This window comes from Rhodococcus sp. MALMAid1271 (assembly GCF_049195265.1).
Lineage (GTDB): Bacteria > Actinomycetota > Actinomycetes > Mycobacteriales > Mycobacteriaceae > Rhodococcoides.
This window is the reverse complement of sequence record NZ_JBMIRQ010000090.1, coordinates 114555-130757: the sequence shown is the minus strand read 5'-3', so window position 1 is coordinate 130757 and position 16203 is coordinate 114555. Positions and strand designations below refer to the sequence as shown.

Genomic DNA, 16203 nt, shown 5'->3' with positions numbered 1-16203 from the left:
GCGGCGACGACACATGTTCGGGCAGCTTTCCGCTGTGTTCGAGCAGCTTTCAGCTGTGGGCGTGCAAGGGTCGTCCCGACAGCGCCATCATTGCTTCACCGAGTGCCTCGTTCTGGGTGGGGTGGGCGTGCACGAAGCCGGCGACCTCGGACGGTAGAGCTTCCCAGGCCACCGCGAGTTGGGCTTCGCCGATCAATTCGCCCACGCGGTCGCCGACGAGGTGAACCCCGACGACAGGACCGTCGTCGCGTGCACGAATCACTTTGACACCACCCGCGGTGGCCAGAATGCGGCTCTTGCCGTTGCCGCCGAGGTCGTAGACCACCGACGTCACCCTGCCGAACTTCTCCTCTGCGGCCTTCTCGGTGAGTCCCACCGAGGCCACCTCGGGGTGCGAATAGGTCACGCGCGGAACGAGATCGCCGTCGATGCGCACGGGCGCGAGTCCGGCGATGTGCTCGGCGACGAACATGCCGTGCTGGAAACCGCGATGAGCCAACTGATATCCGGCCACGATATCGCCGACGGCATAGACGCCGTCGGCGGTGGTGAGCAGATTGTCGTCCACGGTGACGAAGCCCCGTTCGGTGGCGATGCCCTGCTCGGCCAGACCGAGACCGTCGGTGCGAGGTCCACGACCGACGGCTACCAGCACGACATCGGCTGAGAGGGTGTCGCCGGATGACAGTGCCACCGAGACGTCCTCGGCAGATTCGGTGACGGTCTCGACCTTGGTGCCGGTACGAATGTCGATGCCGCGCTTGCGTAGTGCCTTGGTGAGCTGCTTCGAAGACCATTCGTCCTCACCCGGCACGATGCGATCGAGGGCCTCGACCACCGTGACCTCGGCGCCGAAAGAGGACCAGATACTGGCGAATTCGATGCCGATGACCCCGCCGCCCAGCACGACGACCGACTCCGGAACTCGGTCCAGCGACAGTGCGCTGTCACTGGTGAGCACACGGGGTCCCAGTTCGATACCCGCGATGGTGCGTGAATACGACCCGGTGGCGAGAACCAGCGAGCCACCGGTGATGCGTCGACCGTCGACCTCGACGGTGCGAGGGCCGACGACATGACCACTGCCGGAAACGATCTCGATGCCAGGCCGCTTCAACAGCCCGTGCAGTCCAGAGTAGAGGCCAGCGACCACGGTGCTCTTGTAGTCGAGCACCGCAGGCATATCCACACCGGTCAACGAAGCGGTGACGCCGACATGCGCCGCACCGCGCACCGCGTCGGCCACCTCGGCGGTGTGCAGCAGCGCCTTGGTGGGGATACATCCGCGATGCAGGCACGTTCCGCCGAGCTTGTCCTCCTCGACCAACGCAACCGACAGACCGAGCTGTTCGGCACGCAGTGCGCACGAGTAGCCACCCGATCCGCCGCCGAGGACGAGGACGTCGACATCGCTCATCGGACGGATCCCAATGCCACGACCGGGTTCTCGACGAAGTCGGCGACAGTGCGGAGGAAACCGCCTGCAACTCCTCCGTCGCAGACTCGGTGATCGAACGCCAAGGACAACTGCGCCACCTTGCGCACGGCCAATTGGCCGTCGACCACCCACGGGCGGTCGATGATGCGTCCGATGCCCAGGATCGCGGCCTCGGGATGGTTGATGATCGCGGCCGAGCCGTCGACCCCGAACACGCCGTAGTTGTTGAGGGTGAACGTTCCGCCGCTCAGCCTGGCTGCAGGGAGAGAACCGGTTCGGGCGAGTTCGGTCAACTCGCCCAGCCGCTCGGCGAGTTCCTTCAGATCGGCCTTGTCGGCCTGCGGCACAACAGGAACCATCAGTCCGCGATCGGTCTGCGCTGCAATGCCGAGTCCGACGTTCTCGTAGCGCAGGATCTCGCCGGCTGCGGTGTCGACCGTGCTGTTGAGCTCCGGGAACTTCGCCAACGCGATCATGGTGAGCTTTGCCAGCACCGCCAACAGCGTCACCTTGACTCCCTCGATGGACGCATCGAGATCGCGTCGGGCCTGCAGCAGAGCCGTCGCGTCGACGTCCACCCAGACGGTGGCCTCGGGAATCTCCGCGCGACTACGAGAAAGCTTGTCTGCGATCGCCTTACGAACACCGGTGATCGGGATTCGGGTAACGCCATCGGTCGTGGGAACGCCGGTGGCGAGTGCTCGCTCCACGTCAGCGCGAGTGATGACTCCGTGACTTCCCGCGGTAGCGATACTGCCCAGATCGAGCCCACCCTGCAACGCCATGTTTCGAACGATGGGGGAGAGCACCTTCGGTGCATGTGAGTGGAAATTCGTAGCCTGGGTCGAGTTTCCGCTCACCTGCGGCGGAGCCGCAGTCCGCTTGCGACGTCCGGTGGGACCGTGTCCGGTGCCGTAGCCGATGAGCACGTTCCCGGAGCCGGCGCGTTCTTCCTCGCGGTATTGCTCATGGGCAGCGGACACATCGGCGACGGCACCGCCGGTAATGCTGATCAGGGGAGCGCCGACGGCGAGTGAGGTGCCCTCGTCCGCATGCAGTTCGCCGACAACACCCTCGAACGGGCAGGGCACCTCGACGGACGCTTTCGCGGTCTCGACTTCGACGACGACCTGATCGATGGTGACGGTGTCGCCGGGCTCGACCTTCCACTCCACGATCTCGGCCTCGGTCAGTCCTTCACCGAGGTCAGGGAGCAGGAATACCTGCATGCTCATGCCGTGACCGCCTTGCTCAGATCGGGTGCGTCGTTCCACTGCAGTCGGTCCATCGCGTCGAGAATCCGGTCGGCGGAGGGCAGGTGGAAGTGCTCGAGTTTCGGTGCGGGGTAGGGGATGTCGAGTCCGGTCACCCGCAGTACCGGGGCGTGCAGGTGGTGGAAGCAACGTTCGGACACGCGTGAGGCGATCTCGGCGGCGACGCCGGCGAAGCCCTGCGCCTCTTGGACCACGATGCAGCGCCCCGTCTTACGGACCGAGGCCGCGACGGTCTCGTCGTCGAACGGATTGAGCGATCGCAGATCGATCACCTCGATGCTGCGGCCGTCCTCGGCCGCGAATTCTGCGGCCTGCATGGCCACCGACACCGTCGGGCCGTAGGCGAGAAGTGTGACGTCGGTACCGGCACGGCGCACGACGGCGGTGCCGATCGGCTCGGTCTTGGTCAGCTCGATGTCGTCCTTGGAGAAGTACAGCCGCTTCGGTTCGAGGAAGATCACCGGATCGGGGTCGGCGATGGCGTCGCGCATCATCGAGTACGCGTCGGCGACGGTGGCCGGGGAGACGACCTTCAGCCCCGGGGTGTGGGTGTAGTAGGCCTCGGAGGAATCGCAGTGGTGCTCGACGCCGCCGATGCCGCCGGCGAACGGAATACGAATGACCATCGGTGCGGTGAGCGAGCCGCGAGTTCTGTTGCGCAGCTTGGCCACATGGGAGACGATCTGCTCGAAAGCCGGGTACGCGAAGGCGTCGAACTGCATCTCGACCACGGGCTTGTAGCCCGACATCGCCATCCCGATCGCGAATCCGATGATGCCCGACTCGGCGAGTGGGGTGTCGAAGCAGCGATCGTCACCGAAGTCTCGGGTCAGTCCGTCGGTGACACGGAAGACGCCGCCGAGCGTGCCGACGTCCTCGCCGAACACGACGACCTTCTGGTCCTCGGTCAACGCGTCGCGCAGGGCGGCGTTGAGTGCTCCGGCCATGGTCATCGTGGTCATGACAGTTCTCCTGCAGCGATCTCGGCGGCGACCTGATTGCGTTGTTCGATCAGGCCGGGGGTGGGGGAGGAGTAGACGAACCGGAACAGATCGTCATGGTCGACGTCCTGCTCGACGTTCATTCCGGTGCGCAGCGCCGCAGCATCGGCGTCGGCGGAGGCGATCATCTGCTCGCGGAGTTCGTCGGTGAGCACTCCCTGGGCTTCGAGATAGGTATCGAGGCGGGAGAGGGGATCGCGGGCAAGCCAGCCCTGGACCTCGTCGGCTTTGCGGTAGCGACTGGCGTCGTCTGCGTTGGTGTGGGCGTCGATGCGGTAGGTGTGTGCCTCGACGACCACCGGTCCCTTGCCTGCGCGGACGTATTTCACTGCCTCGTCCATCACGGTCATCATTGCGATCGGGTCGTTGCCGTCGACCTGCTCGCTCCCGATGCCGTAGCCGACCCCCTTGTGCGACAGCGATGGTGCAGCACTCTGACGAGTCAGGGGCACGCTGATCGCGAAGCCGTTGTTCTGGACCAGGAAGATGACCGGTGCGCGGAACACTGCGGCGAAGTTCAGGGCCTCGTGGAAGTCGCCCTCACTGGTGGCTCCGTCTCCGCAGAACGCGAGCGCGATGGTGTCTCGACCCTGCTTTGCCTCGGCGTAGGCGAATCCCGTTGCGTGCAGCAATTGTGTTGCCAGAGGCGTGCATTGGGGTGCCACCCGATATGCAGTCGGGTCGTACCCACAGTGCCAGTAGCCGGCGAGCATGCCGAGCAGCTCCACCTGGTCGACGCCTCGCGCGGACAGCGCCATCGAGTCGCGGTACGTGGGGAACATCCAGTCCTGTTCGCCCAAGCACAGCGCTGCCGCGATCTGGCAGGCCTCCTGGCCGCGTGAGGACGGGTAGACGGCGAGCCGACCCTGTTTGGTCAATGCCGTTGCCTGTTGGTCGAATCGGCGGCCGTGGACCATCGATCGGTACATCTCGAGCAGGCGATCGTTCGACGGGTGCGCGTAGCGGGCGGCGCTGTCGACGCCGGTCCCGTCGGGTGCGAGATATTGCACGGGACTCTCGGCAGGCATGAATTGTCGGTAGGACGTTGCCGGGACCTTCTCGACGGTCGTCATGGGGGCACTCTCCTGAGATCGGCTTGTACGGCGATTCTGGCCGATTCGGTGAGGAAGTGGTCCGATGGTCGTAGAATTGCAGACATATGGCTGTCGATCTCCGTGTCGTAGCGGAATTTGTCCGATCGATGCAGGTAACTACCGGGTTGGAGCGGACGAATGGACGACCCCTCGCGACGGGTGCACCTGGACGACACGGATCGCCGTATCCTCGCCGAGCTCACCGCGGACGGTCGGGTATCGATGCGGGTGCTGGCGGAGCGGCTGAATCTCTCACGTGCCCATACCTATACGCGGGTCGATCGACTGAAGGATGCTGGTGTGATCGAGCGATTCACCGTGCAGGTCGACCATGCGGCATCCGGACTCGGTACCTCGGCTTTCATCGCGTTGTCCATCCGCCAGGATTCCTGGCGGACCGTCTCCGAGGGTCTGCGAGCGATGGAATTCGTCGACCATTTCAGTTTGCTGGGCGGCGATTTCGACGTGCTGGTGCTCATTCGGACCCCCGACAACGAGAGTTTGCGGCTAGTGGTGCTGGAGGGCTTGCAGTCGATCGACGGAGTCCGGGCGACGCGCACGTGGCTGATCTTCGACGAGGACCGAGGTGGTCTTGTTCGGTAGCCCGGTCAGAAGTTGCCGCGCGCGTCCTGCTCGCGCTCGATGGCCTCGAACAGTGCCTTGAAGTTGCCGATGCCGAAGCCGAGCGAGCCGTGCCGTTCGATCAGCTCGAAGAACACCGTCGGGCGATCGACCAGAGGCTTGGTGAAGATCTGCAGTAGATAACCGTCCTCGTCCCGGTCGACGAGAATTCCACGCTTCTGCAGCTCGTCGATCGGTACCCGAACGTTGCCGATGCGGGCCCGCAGTTCCGGGGCCTCGTAATACGAGTCGGGGGTGGCCAGAAATTCGACGCCCGCTGCGCGCAGGGCATCGACCGAGGACAGGATGTCGTTGGTGGCCAGCGCCAGATGCTGTGCGCCCGGCCCGCGGTAGAAGTCGAGGTACTCGTCGATCTGCGATCGCTTCTTGGCGACGGCCGGTTCGTTCAGTGGAAACTTCACCCGGTGGTTGCCGTTGGAGACGACCTTGCTCATCAACGCCGAGTAATCGGTGGCGATATCGGCCCCGACGAACTCGGCCATGTTCGTAAATCCCATGACGCGGTGATAGAAGTCCACCCACTCGTCCATCTTGCCCAGCTCGACGTTGCCGACCACGTGATCGAGGGCCTGGAAGATGCGCTTGGGATCGCCTTCCTGCCGTCGCAGGGTCGAGGTCCGCGGCACGTAGCCGGGCAGGTACGCGCCGGTGTATCCGGATCGGTCGACCAGAGTGTGGCGGGTGTCGCCGTAGGTGGCGATGGTCGCCGTCCGTACCGTGCCGTGCTCGTCGGTGCTGTCGGTGGGTTCGCACAGAACGCGCGCGCCCTGGGCTCGCGCATGTTCGATGCATCGGTCCACATCGGGGACGGCGAGCGATATGTCGATGACGCCGTCACCGTGGAGCGAGTGGTGGGCCACCAGATCGCTGTCCGGGTCGACGGCTCCCTTGATGACGAAACGCACTGCGCCCGATTCGAGTACGTAGGCGTGGTGGTCGCGTTGGCCGGTCGTCGGGCCGGAATAAGCAACGAGTTCCATGCCGAATGCGGACTGGAAGAAGTGCGAGGTCTGTGTCGCGTTGCCCACCGCCCATACGATGGCGTCCCAACCGCTGACCGGAAACGGGTCGCGCGTGTCGTCGTACTCGATGAGACCGACGAGCTGACGCAATTGCTCGGCGTCGAGATCGGCCGAACGCTCGGCGTCGTGGAGGATGTTGTCTCCGCTCATGAGGTCTCCTGTGGGAATCCGGGTGTGGGCGAACTGGCCCGCTGAGCCCAACATCGAGGCGACGGGCTGTCAATCGACGCTGTGTCTGCTAGTCCAGCTGTACAGATCGCGCAGGTACTGACGGGTTTTGCTCTACGATCGGTAGAGAAAATGAGAGGTGCACGATGGAATTCACTCTCGACCAATTGGACCGAGCGATGCTCGCCGCGCTGCACGAGAACTCGAGAATCGGGGTGCTCGAGCTGTCGCGAACGCTGGGTGTTGCGCGTGCGACGGTGACTGCTCGGCTACAACGACTGGAGGGCAGCGGGGTCATCAGGGGCTACCGTCCTCGAATCGGTTTGGCTGCAGCCGGTTACGGAGTCCAGGCGTTCGTCACATTGGAGATCGCCCAGGGAGCGCTCGGTGACGTCGTCGCCGTCCTGGAGCAGATACCCGGGGTGCTGGAGGCGTTCGCGACGACCGGGGCCGGAGATGTGCTGTGTCGGGTCGCCGCGGCGTCTCATGACGATCTTCAGCGAACGCTGATCGTCCTCAACCAATCTCGTACGGTCGCACGATCGACCAGTGTGGTGGTGCTCTCGGAATTGGTCGAGTTTCGAGCGATGCCGTTGCTCGATACCGCCGAGTCCGAAGGAACGCCCAAGGCACCGGCCTATCGACGAACGCGCGAGTAGCTTTCTCGGGCCTGCACGATTCGGCCGCGCACCTCGCCGAAGCCGATGCGAGAGCCATGAGGTCCCGGCGCACTCGCAGCGATGACCACATCGTCGCCGTCCTCGAGGAAAGTTCGGGTCTGCGCGCCGAGCCGCACGGGTTCCGATCCGCCCCAGGTCAATTCGATGAACGCACCCCGCTGATCCTTGGCGGGTCCCGAGATCGTCCCCGATGCGAACAGATCACCCGTTCGCGATGACGCGCCGTTGACGGTCTCGTGGGCCAGCATCTGGGCGGGCGACCAGTACATCGCACGGTAGGGCGGACGGGATACGACGTGACCGTTCCAAGACACTGTCAGGTCGATATCGAGTGCCCAGGAACGAGACTCGCGCAGGTACTCGAGCGGCTCGGGGTCTTGCACCGGCGTCGACACCCGCGCGTGCTCCAACGCCAGCAGGGGGACGACCCAGGGTGAAATGGAGGTGGCGAAGCTCTTGCCGAGGTTGGGTCCCAATGGCACGTACTCCCAGGCCTGGATGTCGCGAGCCGACCAGTCGTTGACGATGACGGCACCGAACACGTGCTCGGAGAACTGATCCGGCGAGATGGGACCATCAGACGGAACACCGACGACGAAGCCCATCTCGGCTTCGATGTCCAGTCGTCGACTCGGCCCGAACGTGGGCGACGGCTCGTCGGGAGCCTTACGTTGACCGTGAGGCCGGGTAATGTCGGTGCCGGAGACGACAACCGTGCCTGCCCGTCCGTGATACGCGACGGGCAGGTGCTTCCAATTCGGTAGCAGCGGTTCGGCATCGGGCCGGAAGAGTCGGCCAATATTGGACGCGTGGTGCTCGGAGGCGTAGAAGTCCACGTAGTCGGCCACCTCGAACGGCAGGTGCATCGTGACGTCGGAGACGGACACGATTGCTTCCGCGGGGGTCTGGCCACCGATGAGCATGTCGGTGATCGATTCGCGGACCTCGACCCAGCGGCTTCGTCCTCGGGCCATGAACGTATTGAGGCTCGGCGAAGAAAATTCTGGATCGCCCAGCGCTACGGAAAGATCGATCACGGTCTCGCCATAGCGGACTCCGACGCGAGGAGCCGTGCCCGGCGTGCTGAAGATGCCTAACGGGAGGTTGTCGATTCCGAACTGCGAGTCGGCGGGAAGGTCGATGTGCGTCACGAACGGCGCTCCTTGTAGGTCACAGGGGCGGGACGAGTCCGAGGCGGACGAGATCGTCCAGGGGTCGGCGGATGCTGCAGGCACCGAAGGAGGCGAATGCCCGCTGGCCCTCGATCCCGGCGACGAGCCCGGCGAGGGTATCGGCGTCTCGGATCGCCAGTATCTTCTCGAGCTCGCCGACGCGAGCGCCGCTGTGTGCGGCCTGCGCCGCGAGCACCACGTTGAGGAAGCCATGTTGCTCGAACCCGTTGTGCGGATCGGTGTTACGGGCAGCCTGGTTCAGGCCGGCGGTGGCTTTGAAGTGGACCTCGCGCTGCGCCGCCTCGTAGATGGACGCGGCGAGTTCCTGTTCGCTCGGATACAGGTCTGCGGCGACGCCGCCGGTGCTGAACGCGGCGCGATACCCGAACTCGTCGACGGCGTCGAAGATCGCGTCCCGTCTGGAGTCCCGGGGAATTTCGACGTAGATGTCGATGTCCGCAGTGATGGTGCGCAGGGCGTCGATGTTCGTGCCTTCGGGCACTGCCACGTCGACGGCAACAACGGTCACCCCGGGGGTCCGATCGGCGACCCGCAGGCCTGCCGCCACGCTGCCCGGGCCCGCAGGTGCGGTCAACGCCACGTTCATTCGAGTACCGAGGACGAGCTCGCTCACCCGGTTCATCGGAACGACCAACGGGCCGACGAGGTCTGCGAAAGCGCTGGCCCGGTACTCGAGATGTTGTGCCGCAGCAACATCGAGTGGCGCATTGCCGGGAGGGAAGACAGCGGCGTCGTCGAACAGGCGATGGTAGAACGGCGGGATCATCGAGTCGGCCCCCGGCCGGCCCAGGTCCACGCGTACCCGGTGTCCTCGCACGCGAGCGCTCCTTCGCCGAGTTCGAGCGGTCGGAACGTATCGACCATGACGGCCAATTCATCGAAGAACTCGGCACCGATGCTGCGTTCGTAAGCACCGGGTTGCGGGCCGTGAGCGTGACCACCGGGATGCACCGAAATCGACCCCTGGCCGATCCCGGAACCCTTGCGGGCCTCGTAGTCACCGCCTACGTAGAACATGATCTCGTCGGAGTCGACGTTCGAGTGGTAGTACGGCACCGGAATTGCCAGCGGGTGGTAGTCGACCTTGCGCGGAACGAAATTGCAGATCACGAAATTGGCCCCTTCGAACGCCTGGTGTGCGGGCGGTGGTTGATGCACCCGGCCGGTGATCGGTTCGTAGTCGGAGATGTTGAACGTGTACGGGTATAGGCAGCCGTCCCACCCCACCACGTCGAACGGGTGCTGCGGGTAGACGTATCGGGTTCCGACGATGTCCGTCGAACCACGATGTTTGACAAGCACTTCCACGTCGGTTCCCTCGCCGAGCAGAGGCTCGGTGGGGCCGTGCAGATCGCGTTCGCAGTACGGGGCGTTCTCGAGCAACTGGCCGTACTTCGACAGAAACCGCGTCGGCGGCGCGATGTGACTGTTGGCCTCGATGGCATAGGCACGCAGCGCGGTGTCGGGAATCCAGCGGTGCGTCGTGGCGCGTGGAATGAGAACGTAGTCGCCCTGCTGTGCCTGTAGAGTGCCGAACACTGTTTCCACTGTGGCAGAGCCGGACTCGATATAGACCATCTCATCGCCGATCGAATTGCGATACAGCGGCGAGGTTTTCGCTGCGACCACGTAGGACAGTCTGACGTCGGCGTTGCCGAGAACGAGGCGTCGGCCGGTGACGACATCGGTGTCCGCCACCGCGGATTCGGGAAACAGCTCGTGCAACTTCAGGTGCCGCGGCACGAGCGGATGGTTGGGCGTTGTCGATTGATCGGGGAGTTCCCAGACCGTGGCATCGACGATGGCCGACGGTATCTGGCGGTGGTACAGCAGAGACGAGTCCGAAGAGAATCCCTCTTCGCCCATCAGCTCCTCGAAATAGAGGTTGCCGTCGGGAGTTCGGTGCTGGGTGTGTCGCTTCGGCGGAACCGATCCGAGCTGCCGGTAGTAGGCCACGCATCCTCCCGTTCGCTGCTGTTCGACTCGTCGGGGTACGGGCGAGCATCAGGGCAACTCTAGTCACGAGTCCTTCGATCGGTACCTGGATCGAAGTCCACACCGCACGGCTCGGTCCATCCCGGCGTGGTCCATGATGGACCCATGAGCTCGAAGAACCTGTTCGGTGGCCGACGGACCCTGCTGATCGTCGCAGCGGTGGTCGTCGTGATCGCACTCGTCGCTGCCGCCGCGACGTTGATCGTTCGCGCCGTCCTCGGGCCACCTGAGGGCGAGAACAAGTTCGAGATTCAGGGGTACTCGACTGTTCAGCTCGAGCCCCAGGTCAGCGACCTCGCGCTCGCCACCGGCTAGTCGACTCCGCGGCGACACGCGGGTCGTGCGTCTGCTGACGGTGTCGGCCGCTGCGCGCGAAGGTGCGGAGCGTGGCGGCGGATACCTCGTGTTCGGGTACCTGCTCGAAACGGCCTGATGGCACTGACGTGAGTGTCCACAATTCGCTCCCACGAACGGGAAAAGGCTTTTCGGCACGAATAGTGGACGCTGAGGTCACCGGCGATCGAGGTCTACCTGCGAGGTGGCGTTGTCATGAATTGACTGGAGTGCTAAGTTGAAGATTCAACTTAAGCGCTCGAAGGACCCGCCATGACATCCGTGATCAACCCGCCCAGAGCGGGCGCAGCGTTCGACGCGTTTCTCGCCGACCTCGCACCCGCGAGCCGATCGCAGCAGGTGTGGGCCCCGAGTGATGGTCCGATGCCCGCGCTGTACATCAGCCATGGCGCACCACCGGTCTTCGACGACGCACTCTGGATGAACGAACTCTTCACGTGGTCGCAGTCGATGCCCAAGCCCACGGCGATCCTCATCGTCAGCGCGCACTGGGAGCAGGCCCCGCTGAGCTTGTCGGCATCGGCGGCCGCGACCCCGCTGGTCTACGACTTCGGCGGATTCGCTCAGCGCTACTTCTCGATGGAATACCGGACGCCCGACGCGCAGTCACTGGCCACGCGGGTTGCCGCGGCACTACCGGCGTCGGAGAGCCTGCACCGACACGCCAATCGCGGCCTCGACCACGGAGCCTGGGTTCCCCTGAAGGTGATGTATCCGTATGCCGACGTCCCTGTTCTGCAGCTGAGCCTGCCGACGCACGCTCCCGAGCGTCTGATGGCGATCGGCGCTGCGTTGAAGGAACTTCGAGCCGAGGGAGTGTTGGTCATCGGTTCGGGGTTCATGACTCATGGACTGCGGTTCCTCTCGCGGGAGAACTTCGACACCAACACCGTGCCGACCTGGTCGGAGGACTTCGATCTGTGGGCCGCCGACGCACTGTCCCGCGGTGATGTCGCGACTCTGTCGGATTTCCGCAATCTCGCACCGGGAATGCCGTACGCCCACCCGACTGTCGAACACTTCACGCCGCTGTTCGTCACCCTCGGTGCCGCCGAGAACCCGGAGGCACCGGTGACCGCTGCCATCTCCGGCTTTCGATTCGGTTTGGCGAAGCGGTCTTTCGCAGTCGCCTGACCTCTCAGGGGAGGCGGGAGCGATCCGAGGGAACGTGGGATCGGTTCACTTCTGGATTCTTTTCGATTGGGGATTGTTATCCACGCCACTTCGCTCTACAGTTCTGAGCACCATCTCGGACATCGGTGTCCAAGATGGGCGGATGCGCTCTACCAACCGTCGCCGGGCGCGCGTCCAGTGGATTCCGTCGTCCGGCGCGAAGGAGTACACCCGTGTCTTCTGCCCGATCTTGGACGCTGCGTACAGCGATCAGCGTGATGACCGCCGCAGCGGCTTTCGCCGTCATGACGACGCCCGCTGCTGCTGCACCCGATTCGCCCGAGGTGGAAATCCAGCCACCTCTTGCACCGTTCACGTGGCCGAAAATTCCGGAGTTCGACACCGATTTCTACCTTCCGCCCGACGACGTGGTGGCCGCGGCCGCGCCGGGCCAGATCATTGCCGCACGGCCCGTCGAGCTGGCCACCCTCAACGTCATCCCCACCCAGGTCGATGCCTGGCAGCTGTCGTTCCGGTCCAACAACGGCCGCGATGAGCCGATCGCTGCGGTGACCACGGTCATCAAGCCCCGTGGCGTGGCCACGGCTCCGCGGCCGCTGCTCTCCATCCAGTTGGCCGAGGATTCGCTCGCGGCATACTGTGCGCCCTCGTACGCCATGCGAGCGGGAGCCATTCCCTGGCCGGTGACCGGCGCGGTGACCTCGGGGGCACAATTTCTCGAAGTGCAGGCAGCGCTGGCCCAAGGGTGGGCGGTGTCGGTGCCCGATCATCAGGGTCCGAACAACTCGTTCGCTGCAGGCCCGGTGGCCGGTCGGATCACACTCGACGGCATCCGAGCGGCCGAGAACTTCGCTCCGATGCAGCTCGCCGGGGAGGCCACCCGGGTCGGTATGAGCGGCTACTCCGGCGGCGCGATCGCCACCGGGCATGCAGCCGAACTGGCCGAAAGCTACGCCCCCGAGCTCGATATCGTCGGCGTCACCGAGGGCGGCACGCCAGCTGAGCTCGGGGCACTGGTCGACAACGCCAACAACACCCTCGGCTCGGGAATCGTCGCGGCAGGGATCATCGGTGCAAGTCGCGAGGATCCCGAGTTGGCCGAGTTCATCGACGCACATATCGATCCGCTCGGCCGGGCATTGTTCGCGGCCAAGGACAATCTCTGTGTCGGGTACAGCTCGGCGCTGCTCCCGTTCGTCAACCTGAAGGGCTTTCTCCATACCGAGGGCGACCCGATCCAGCAACCAGTGGTGAAGAAGGCTCTATCTGCGATGCAGCTCGGCGGCACCACTCCGAACATGCCGCTCTACGTCTACCATTCCAACCCGGATTGGTTGGTGCCGATCGGACCGGTCAACGCGATGGTCGACTCGTATTGCAGCCGACCAGGTGCCGATGTGACCTACACCCGTGACCATTTCAGCGAACACATCACCCTCGAGCTGATCGCCTTTCCGAGCGCGGTGCTGTGGATGCGCGACCGCTTCGCCGGCGTCCCGGTCGAACCCGGTTGCCGAACCAACGACGTCGGCTCGATGGCACTCGACACGCGTGCACACCCGCTCTTCGTCGACGCCGTCGGCGAGATAATCGCCGGGCTGTTCGGCAAGCCGATCGGGGCGTGACCGACGCGAGAGGCGTCAGGGCGGCGGACGGTTCGTCGGCGGTAGACTCCGCCGGTGACCGACGCCGATGACCAAGGCCGCATCTACGCCGGACAATCGTCGGCCGCGCGCAAAGCCGATCGGCGCGCACGGTTCCTCCAGGCCGGGATCGAGGTCATCGGAGTACGTGGCTACGCAGGCACGTCGGTGGCGGATATCTGCACCGCGGCCGGTCTCGCGCGTAGTCAGTTCTACAGCGAGTTCGCCAACCGTGAGGCGCTGCTCGTCGACGTGTACGACCTGATTCAGGACGATGCGCTGGCTGCAGTCGTCGCGGCCCTCGACGGTCACGTCGATCGAGATCGGCGCGCGCTCGTCGCCGCCGCCATGACAGCCTTGGTCGGATCGATAGGTGGTGACCCGCGGCGCGCGCGGATTTCGTATCTGGAGATGCTGGGTGTCAGCGACGCCGTGGAACAGCACCGCACGCGCCGCCGTGCGCAGTGGGTGGAGTTCTTCGAGGCCACCCTGCGTGCGGAAATCGGGCTCGACTTCGTTCCCCCTGGCGGATACCGTTTGGCCGCAACGGCATTCCTCGGGGCACTCACCGAGATCGTCTCCGACTGGTCCCGCACGGCTCCGCCTCGCCCACCGATCGAGCTCATCGTCGAGACGATGGTCGCCGTCCTGGGAGCGTTCGTTCCCGACCTGAACTGAACCGCGGCCTGTCGACCAATACAGTGGACCGATGACAGCTGCCACCGGTCCACTGGAAGGACTCGTCGTCGCGGATTTCTCTCGCGTACTCGCAGGCCCGTACGCGACGATGATGCTCGGCGACATGGGTGCCGAGGTGATCAAGATCGAGCGTCCCGGACGAGGCGACGACACTCGGTCGTGGGCACCGCCGTACGACTCGGGCGGCACCGCAACATATTTCAACTCCGTCAATCGGAACAAGACCTCGAGGTTCATCGACCTGCAGTCGGACAGCGGTGCAGCTGAGGCCCGCGAGATCATTGCCGGCGCAGACATTCTCATCGAGAATTTCCGGGCCGGTGCCATGGACCGATTGGGATTGGGCTATTCGACTCTGACGCAGCAGAATCCCAGTCTGATCTATTGCTCGATCACCGGTTTCGGTACCGGCGGGGGCGCGGCACTTCCCGGCTACGATCTGGTGGTCCAGGCGGTCGGCGGTCTGATGAGTGTCACCGGCCCCGACGCCTCCACCCCGACCAAAGTGGGTGTGGCGATGGTCGACATCGTTACCGGTCTTCACGCGCTGAGCGGAGTCCTTGCGGCACTGCATCATCGATCGCAGACCGGTGCGGGTCAGCAGGTGCACACCTCACTGATGGCCTCGGTGCTGTCCGCCTTGAGCAACCAGTCGGCGGCCTTCCTGGGGGCGGGCGTGGTGCCGGCTCCCATGGGCAACAAGCATCCCTCGCTCGTGCCGTACGAGGTGTTCGAAACTGCCGACCGCCCGTTGGCACTGGCGGTGGGAAACGACCGGCAGTTTCGGGCGTTGGTCGAGGTGCTCGACGAGCCGAACCTGGCCGAGGACGAGCGCTTTTCTTCCAACTCCGCTCGCGTCGAACATCGAGATCAGCTGGTCGACATTCTGACCTCGGCGTTGCGCAGACGCACCGCGGACGACTGGTATCGAGCGCTGATGGACCGGAACGTTCCCGCCGGGCCGGTCAACTCCGTCGAAGAGGCCTTCGCGTTCGCGGAGTCACTCGGACTCGGGCCACGGGTCGAGGTGCCAGGAGCAGCCGCAGACGGCGTCCGAAACCCGGTGGATTTCTCAGCCACCCCGGTGAACTACCGCATGCCGCCTCCCCGGCTCGAGGGCCGACACTAGTTCAACGCCCATCGCACCGACACCGACACCGACACGGTCTGCTGCCCCGGTTCGATGGGCACCGCCATACTCGCCGCACCCGCAGAATCACGGAAGGACGTCGGCTGCTCCTGCCCGGTGATCGACTCGGTGATCGACACGACGTCGCCGAGTTCGCCGCCCGCGAGGCCGGCATACTGCTCGGCGCGATCTCTGGCATCGGCGAACGCCCTGGAACGAGCATCGGCGATCAGCTCGGAGTCGTCGTCGATCCTGAACGAGACCCCGGAGATCCGGGTCGCATTTCCGCCTGCCGAGGTGGCATCGCCCAGCACCGCAGACGCCTTCGACAGGTCGCGAACCGTGACCTGCAGGGTATTGGTGGCCTGATATCCGGATATCGTCGAGTCACCGCCCGGGAGCGCACCCGAGTACTGCGGATCGATCGAGACCTGCTGAGTCTGGATATCCGCGCGGTCGACGCCCGCTGCGACCACCGCGTCCGTGACGCTTGTAGCGGCCGCGTTCGCTTCTTCGATGGCGGCAGTGACATCCTCGGCCGAGACCTGGACACCGATCCGCGCCGTCAGGGTATCGGGCGCACCCTGGACTTCTCCCACGCCGTTGACGTTCACTCCGACAGATCCATCAGAGGACGTGGTTGCCGGACTGCTGCAGCCCGCGATCAACACCACCGCCAGCGCCAGGGTCGATGTGTACGATCCGAGCTTCCATCGATTTCGACTCACCGCCGTAGT

Annotated in this window: 16 protein-coding genes; 7 read left to right on the top strand and 9 right to left on the bottom strand. The window is 64.7% G+C overall.

Going from position 1 to position 16203, the window contains the following annotated elements; genetic code table 11:
• Positions 1-49: 49 nt before the first annotated feature.
• From lpdA to ACOQFP_RS13835, 4 genes are read right to left on the bottom strand one after another with little or no spacing between them, the layout of a single operon-like run.
• Positions 50-1417 carry a dihydrolipoyl dehydrogenase gene (gene lpdA, locus ACOQFP_RS13850; RefSeq protein WP_421584640.1) on the bottom strand — a complete coding sequence of 456 codons (1368 nt, stop codon included), beginning with the start codon at positions 1415-1417 and terminating at the stop codon, positions 50-52.
• Complete coding sequence (locus ACOQFP_RS13845) at positions 1414-2673, bottom strand: dihydrolipoamide acetyltransferase family protein (protein WP_421584639.1); 1260 nt, start codon at positions 2671-2673, stop codon at positions 1414-1416. Before ACOQFP_RS13845 ends, lpdA begins: the two co-directional genes overlap by 4 nt.
• Positions 2670-3674 (bottom strand): alpha-ketoacid dehydrogenase subunit beta, encoded by a 1005-nt coding sequence (locus ACOQFP_RS13840; RefSeq protein WP_421584638.1) that lies wholly within the window; start codon positions 3672-3674, stop codon positions 2670-2672. Before ACOQFP_RS13840 ends, ACOQFP_RS13845 begins: the two co-directional genes overlap by 4 nt.
• The gene (locus tag ACOQFP_RS13835; protein WP_421584637.1) at positions 3671-4786 is read right to left on the bottom strand and encodes a thiamine pyrophosphate-dependent dehydrogenase E1 component subunit alpha; all 1116 of its coding nucleotides are present in this window, start codon (positions 4784-4786) and stop codon (positions 3671-3673) included. The genes ACOQFP_RS13840 and ACOQFP_RS13835 overlap by 4 nt, the downstream gene beginning before the upstream one ends.
• Positions 4787-4945: 159 nt before the next feature.
• Here ACOQFP_RS13835 and ACOQFP_RS13830 point away from each other — a divergent pair, with 159 nt between their 5' ends.
• On the top strand, positions 4946-5410 hold the full coding sequence (locus tag ACOQFP_RS13830; RefSeq protein WP_206491080.1) for an Lrp/AsnC family transcriptional regulator: 465 nt from the start codon (positions 4946-4948) through the stop codon (positions 5408-5410).
• A 5-nt stretch (positions 5411-5415) separates the two neighbouring features.
• Here ACOQFP_RS13830 and hppD read toward each other — a convergent pair whose 3' ends face one another.
• Positions 5416-6621, bottom strand: a complete 1206-nt coding sequence (gene hppD / locus ACOQFP_RS13825) for a 4-hydroxyphenylpyruvate dioxygenase (protein ID WP_421584636.1) — start codon at positions 6619-6621, stop codon at positions 5416-5418.
• Between the two features lie 164 nt (positions 6622-6785).
• Between hppD and ACOQFP_RS13820 the strand changes: the two genes are divergently transcribed.
• The gene (locus tag ACOQFP_RS13820; protein ID WP_341245107.1) at positions 6786-7298 is read left to right on the top strand and encodes an Lrp/AsnC family transcriptional regulator; all 513 of its coding nucleotides are present in this window, start codon (positions 6786-6788) and stop codon (positions 7296-7298) included.
• Here the strand turns inward: ACOQFP_RS13820 and fahA are convergent.
• Genes fahA through ACOQFP_RS13805 form a run of 3 tightly spaced genes read right to left on the bottom strand, consistent with a single transcriptional unit; the run spans position 7277 to position 10468 of the window.
• The gene (gene fahA, locus ACOQFP_RS13815; RefSeq protein ID WP_421584635.1) at positions 7277-8470 is read right to left on the bottom strand and encodes a fumarylacetoacetase; all 1194 of its coding nucleotides are present in this window, start codon (positions 8468-8470) and stop codon (positions 7277-7279) included. The two genes, ACOQFP_RS13820 and fahA, sit on opposite strands and share 22 nt — an antisense overlap.
• A 19-nt stretch (positions 8471-8489) precedes the next feature.
• Positions 8490-9329: a hypothetical protein gene (locus tag ACOQFP_RS13810; protein WP_421584634.1), complete on the bottom strand. Its 840-nt coding sequence runs from the start codon at positions 9327-9329 to the stop codon at positions 8490-8492.
• The gene (locus tag ACOQFP_RS13805) at positions 9275-10468 is read right to left on the bottom strand and encodes a homogentisate 1,2-dioxygenase (RefSeq protein WP_421584633.1); all 1194 of its coding nucleotides are present in this window, start codon (positions 10466-10468) and stop codon (positions 9275-9277) included. Before ACOQFP_RS13805 ends, ACOQFP_RS13810 begins: the two co-directional genes overlap by 55 nt.
• A 144-nt stretch (positions 10469-10612) precedes the next feature.
• Between ACOQFP_RS13805 and ACOQFP_RS13800 the strand changes: the two genes are divergently transcribed.
• The 5 genes from ACOQFP_RS13800 (at position 10613) to ACOQFP_RS13780 (ending at position 15466) form a co-directional block, all read left to right on the top strand.
• On the top strand, positions 10613-10822 hold the full coding sequence (locus tag ACOQFP_RS13800) for a hypothetical protein (RefSeq protein WP_341245062.1): 210 nt from the start codon (positions 10613-10615) through the stop codon (positions 10820-10822).
• 291 nt (positions 10823-11113) lie between these two features.
• Positions 11114-11995, top strand: coding sequence for a dioxygenase (locus ACOQFP_RS13795; protein ID WP_421584632.1), 882 nt, complete (start codon positions 11114-11116; stop codon positions 11993-11995).
• Positions 11996-12252: 257 nt separating this feature from the next.
• Positions 12253-13620: a lipase family protein gene (locus ACOQFP_RS13790; protein ID WP_421584671.1), complete on the top strand. Its 1368-nt coding sequence runs from the start codon at positions 12253-12255 to the stop codon at positions 13618-13620.
• A 54-nt stretch (positions 13621-13674) separates the two neighbouring features.
• The gene (locus tag ACOQFP_RS13785; protein WP_421584631.1) at positions 13675-14316 is read left to right on the top strand and encodes a TetR/AcrR family transcriptional regulator; all 642 of its coding nucleotides are present in this window, start codon (positions 13675-13677) and stop codon (positions 14314-14316) included.
• Between the two features lie 31 nt (positions 14317-14347).
• On the top strand, positions 14348-15466 hold the full coding sequence (locus ACOQFP_RS13780; RefSeq protein ID WP_421584630.1) for a CaiB/BaiF CoA transferase family protein: 1119 nt from the start codon (positions 14348-14350) through the stop codon (positions 15464-15466).
• Here ACOQFP_RS13780 and ACOQFP_RS13775 read toward each other — a convergent pair.
• A complete protein-coding gene (locus tag ACOQFP_RS13775) occupies positions 15463-16194 on the bottom strand; it encodes an SIMPL domain-containing protein (protein ID WP_421584629.1) in 732 nt (243 codons plus the stop codon). The two genes, ACOQFP_RS13780 and ACOQFP_RS13775, sit on opposite strands and share 4 nt — an antisense overlap.
• Between the last annotated feature and the right edge of the window lie 9 nt (positions 16195-16203).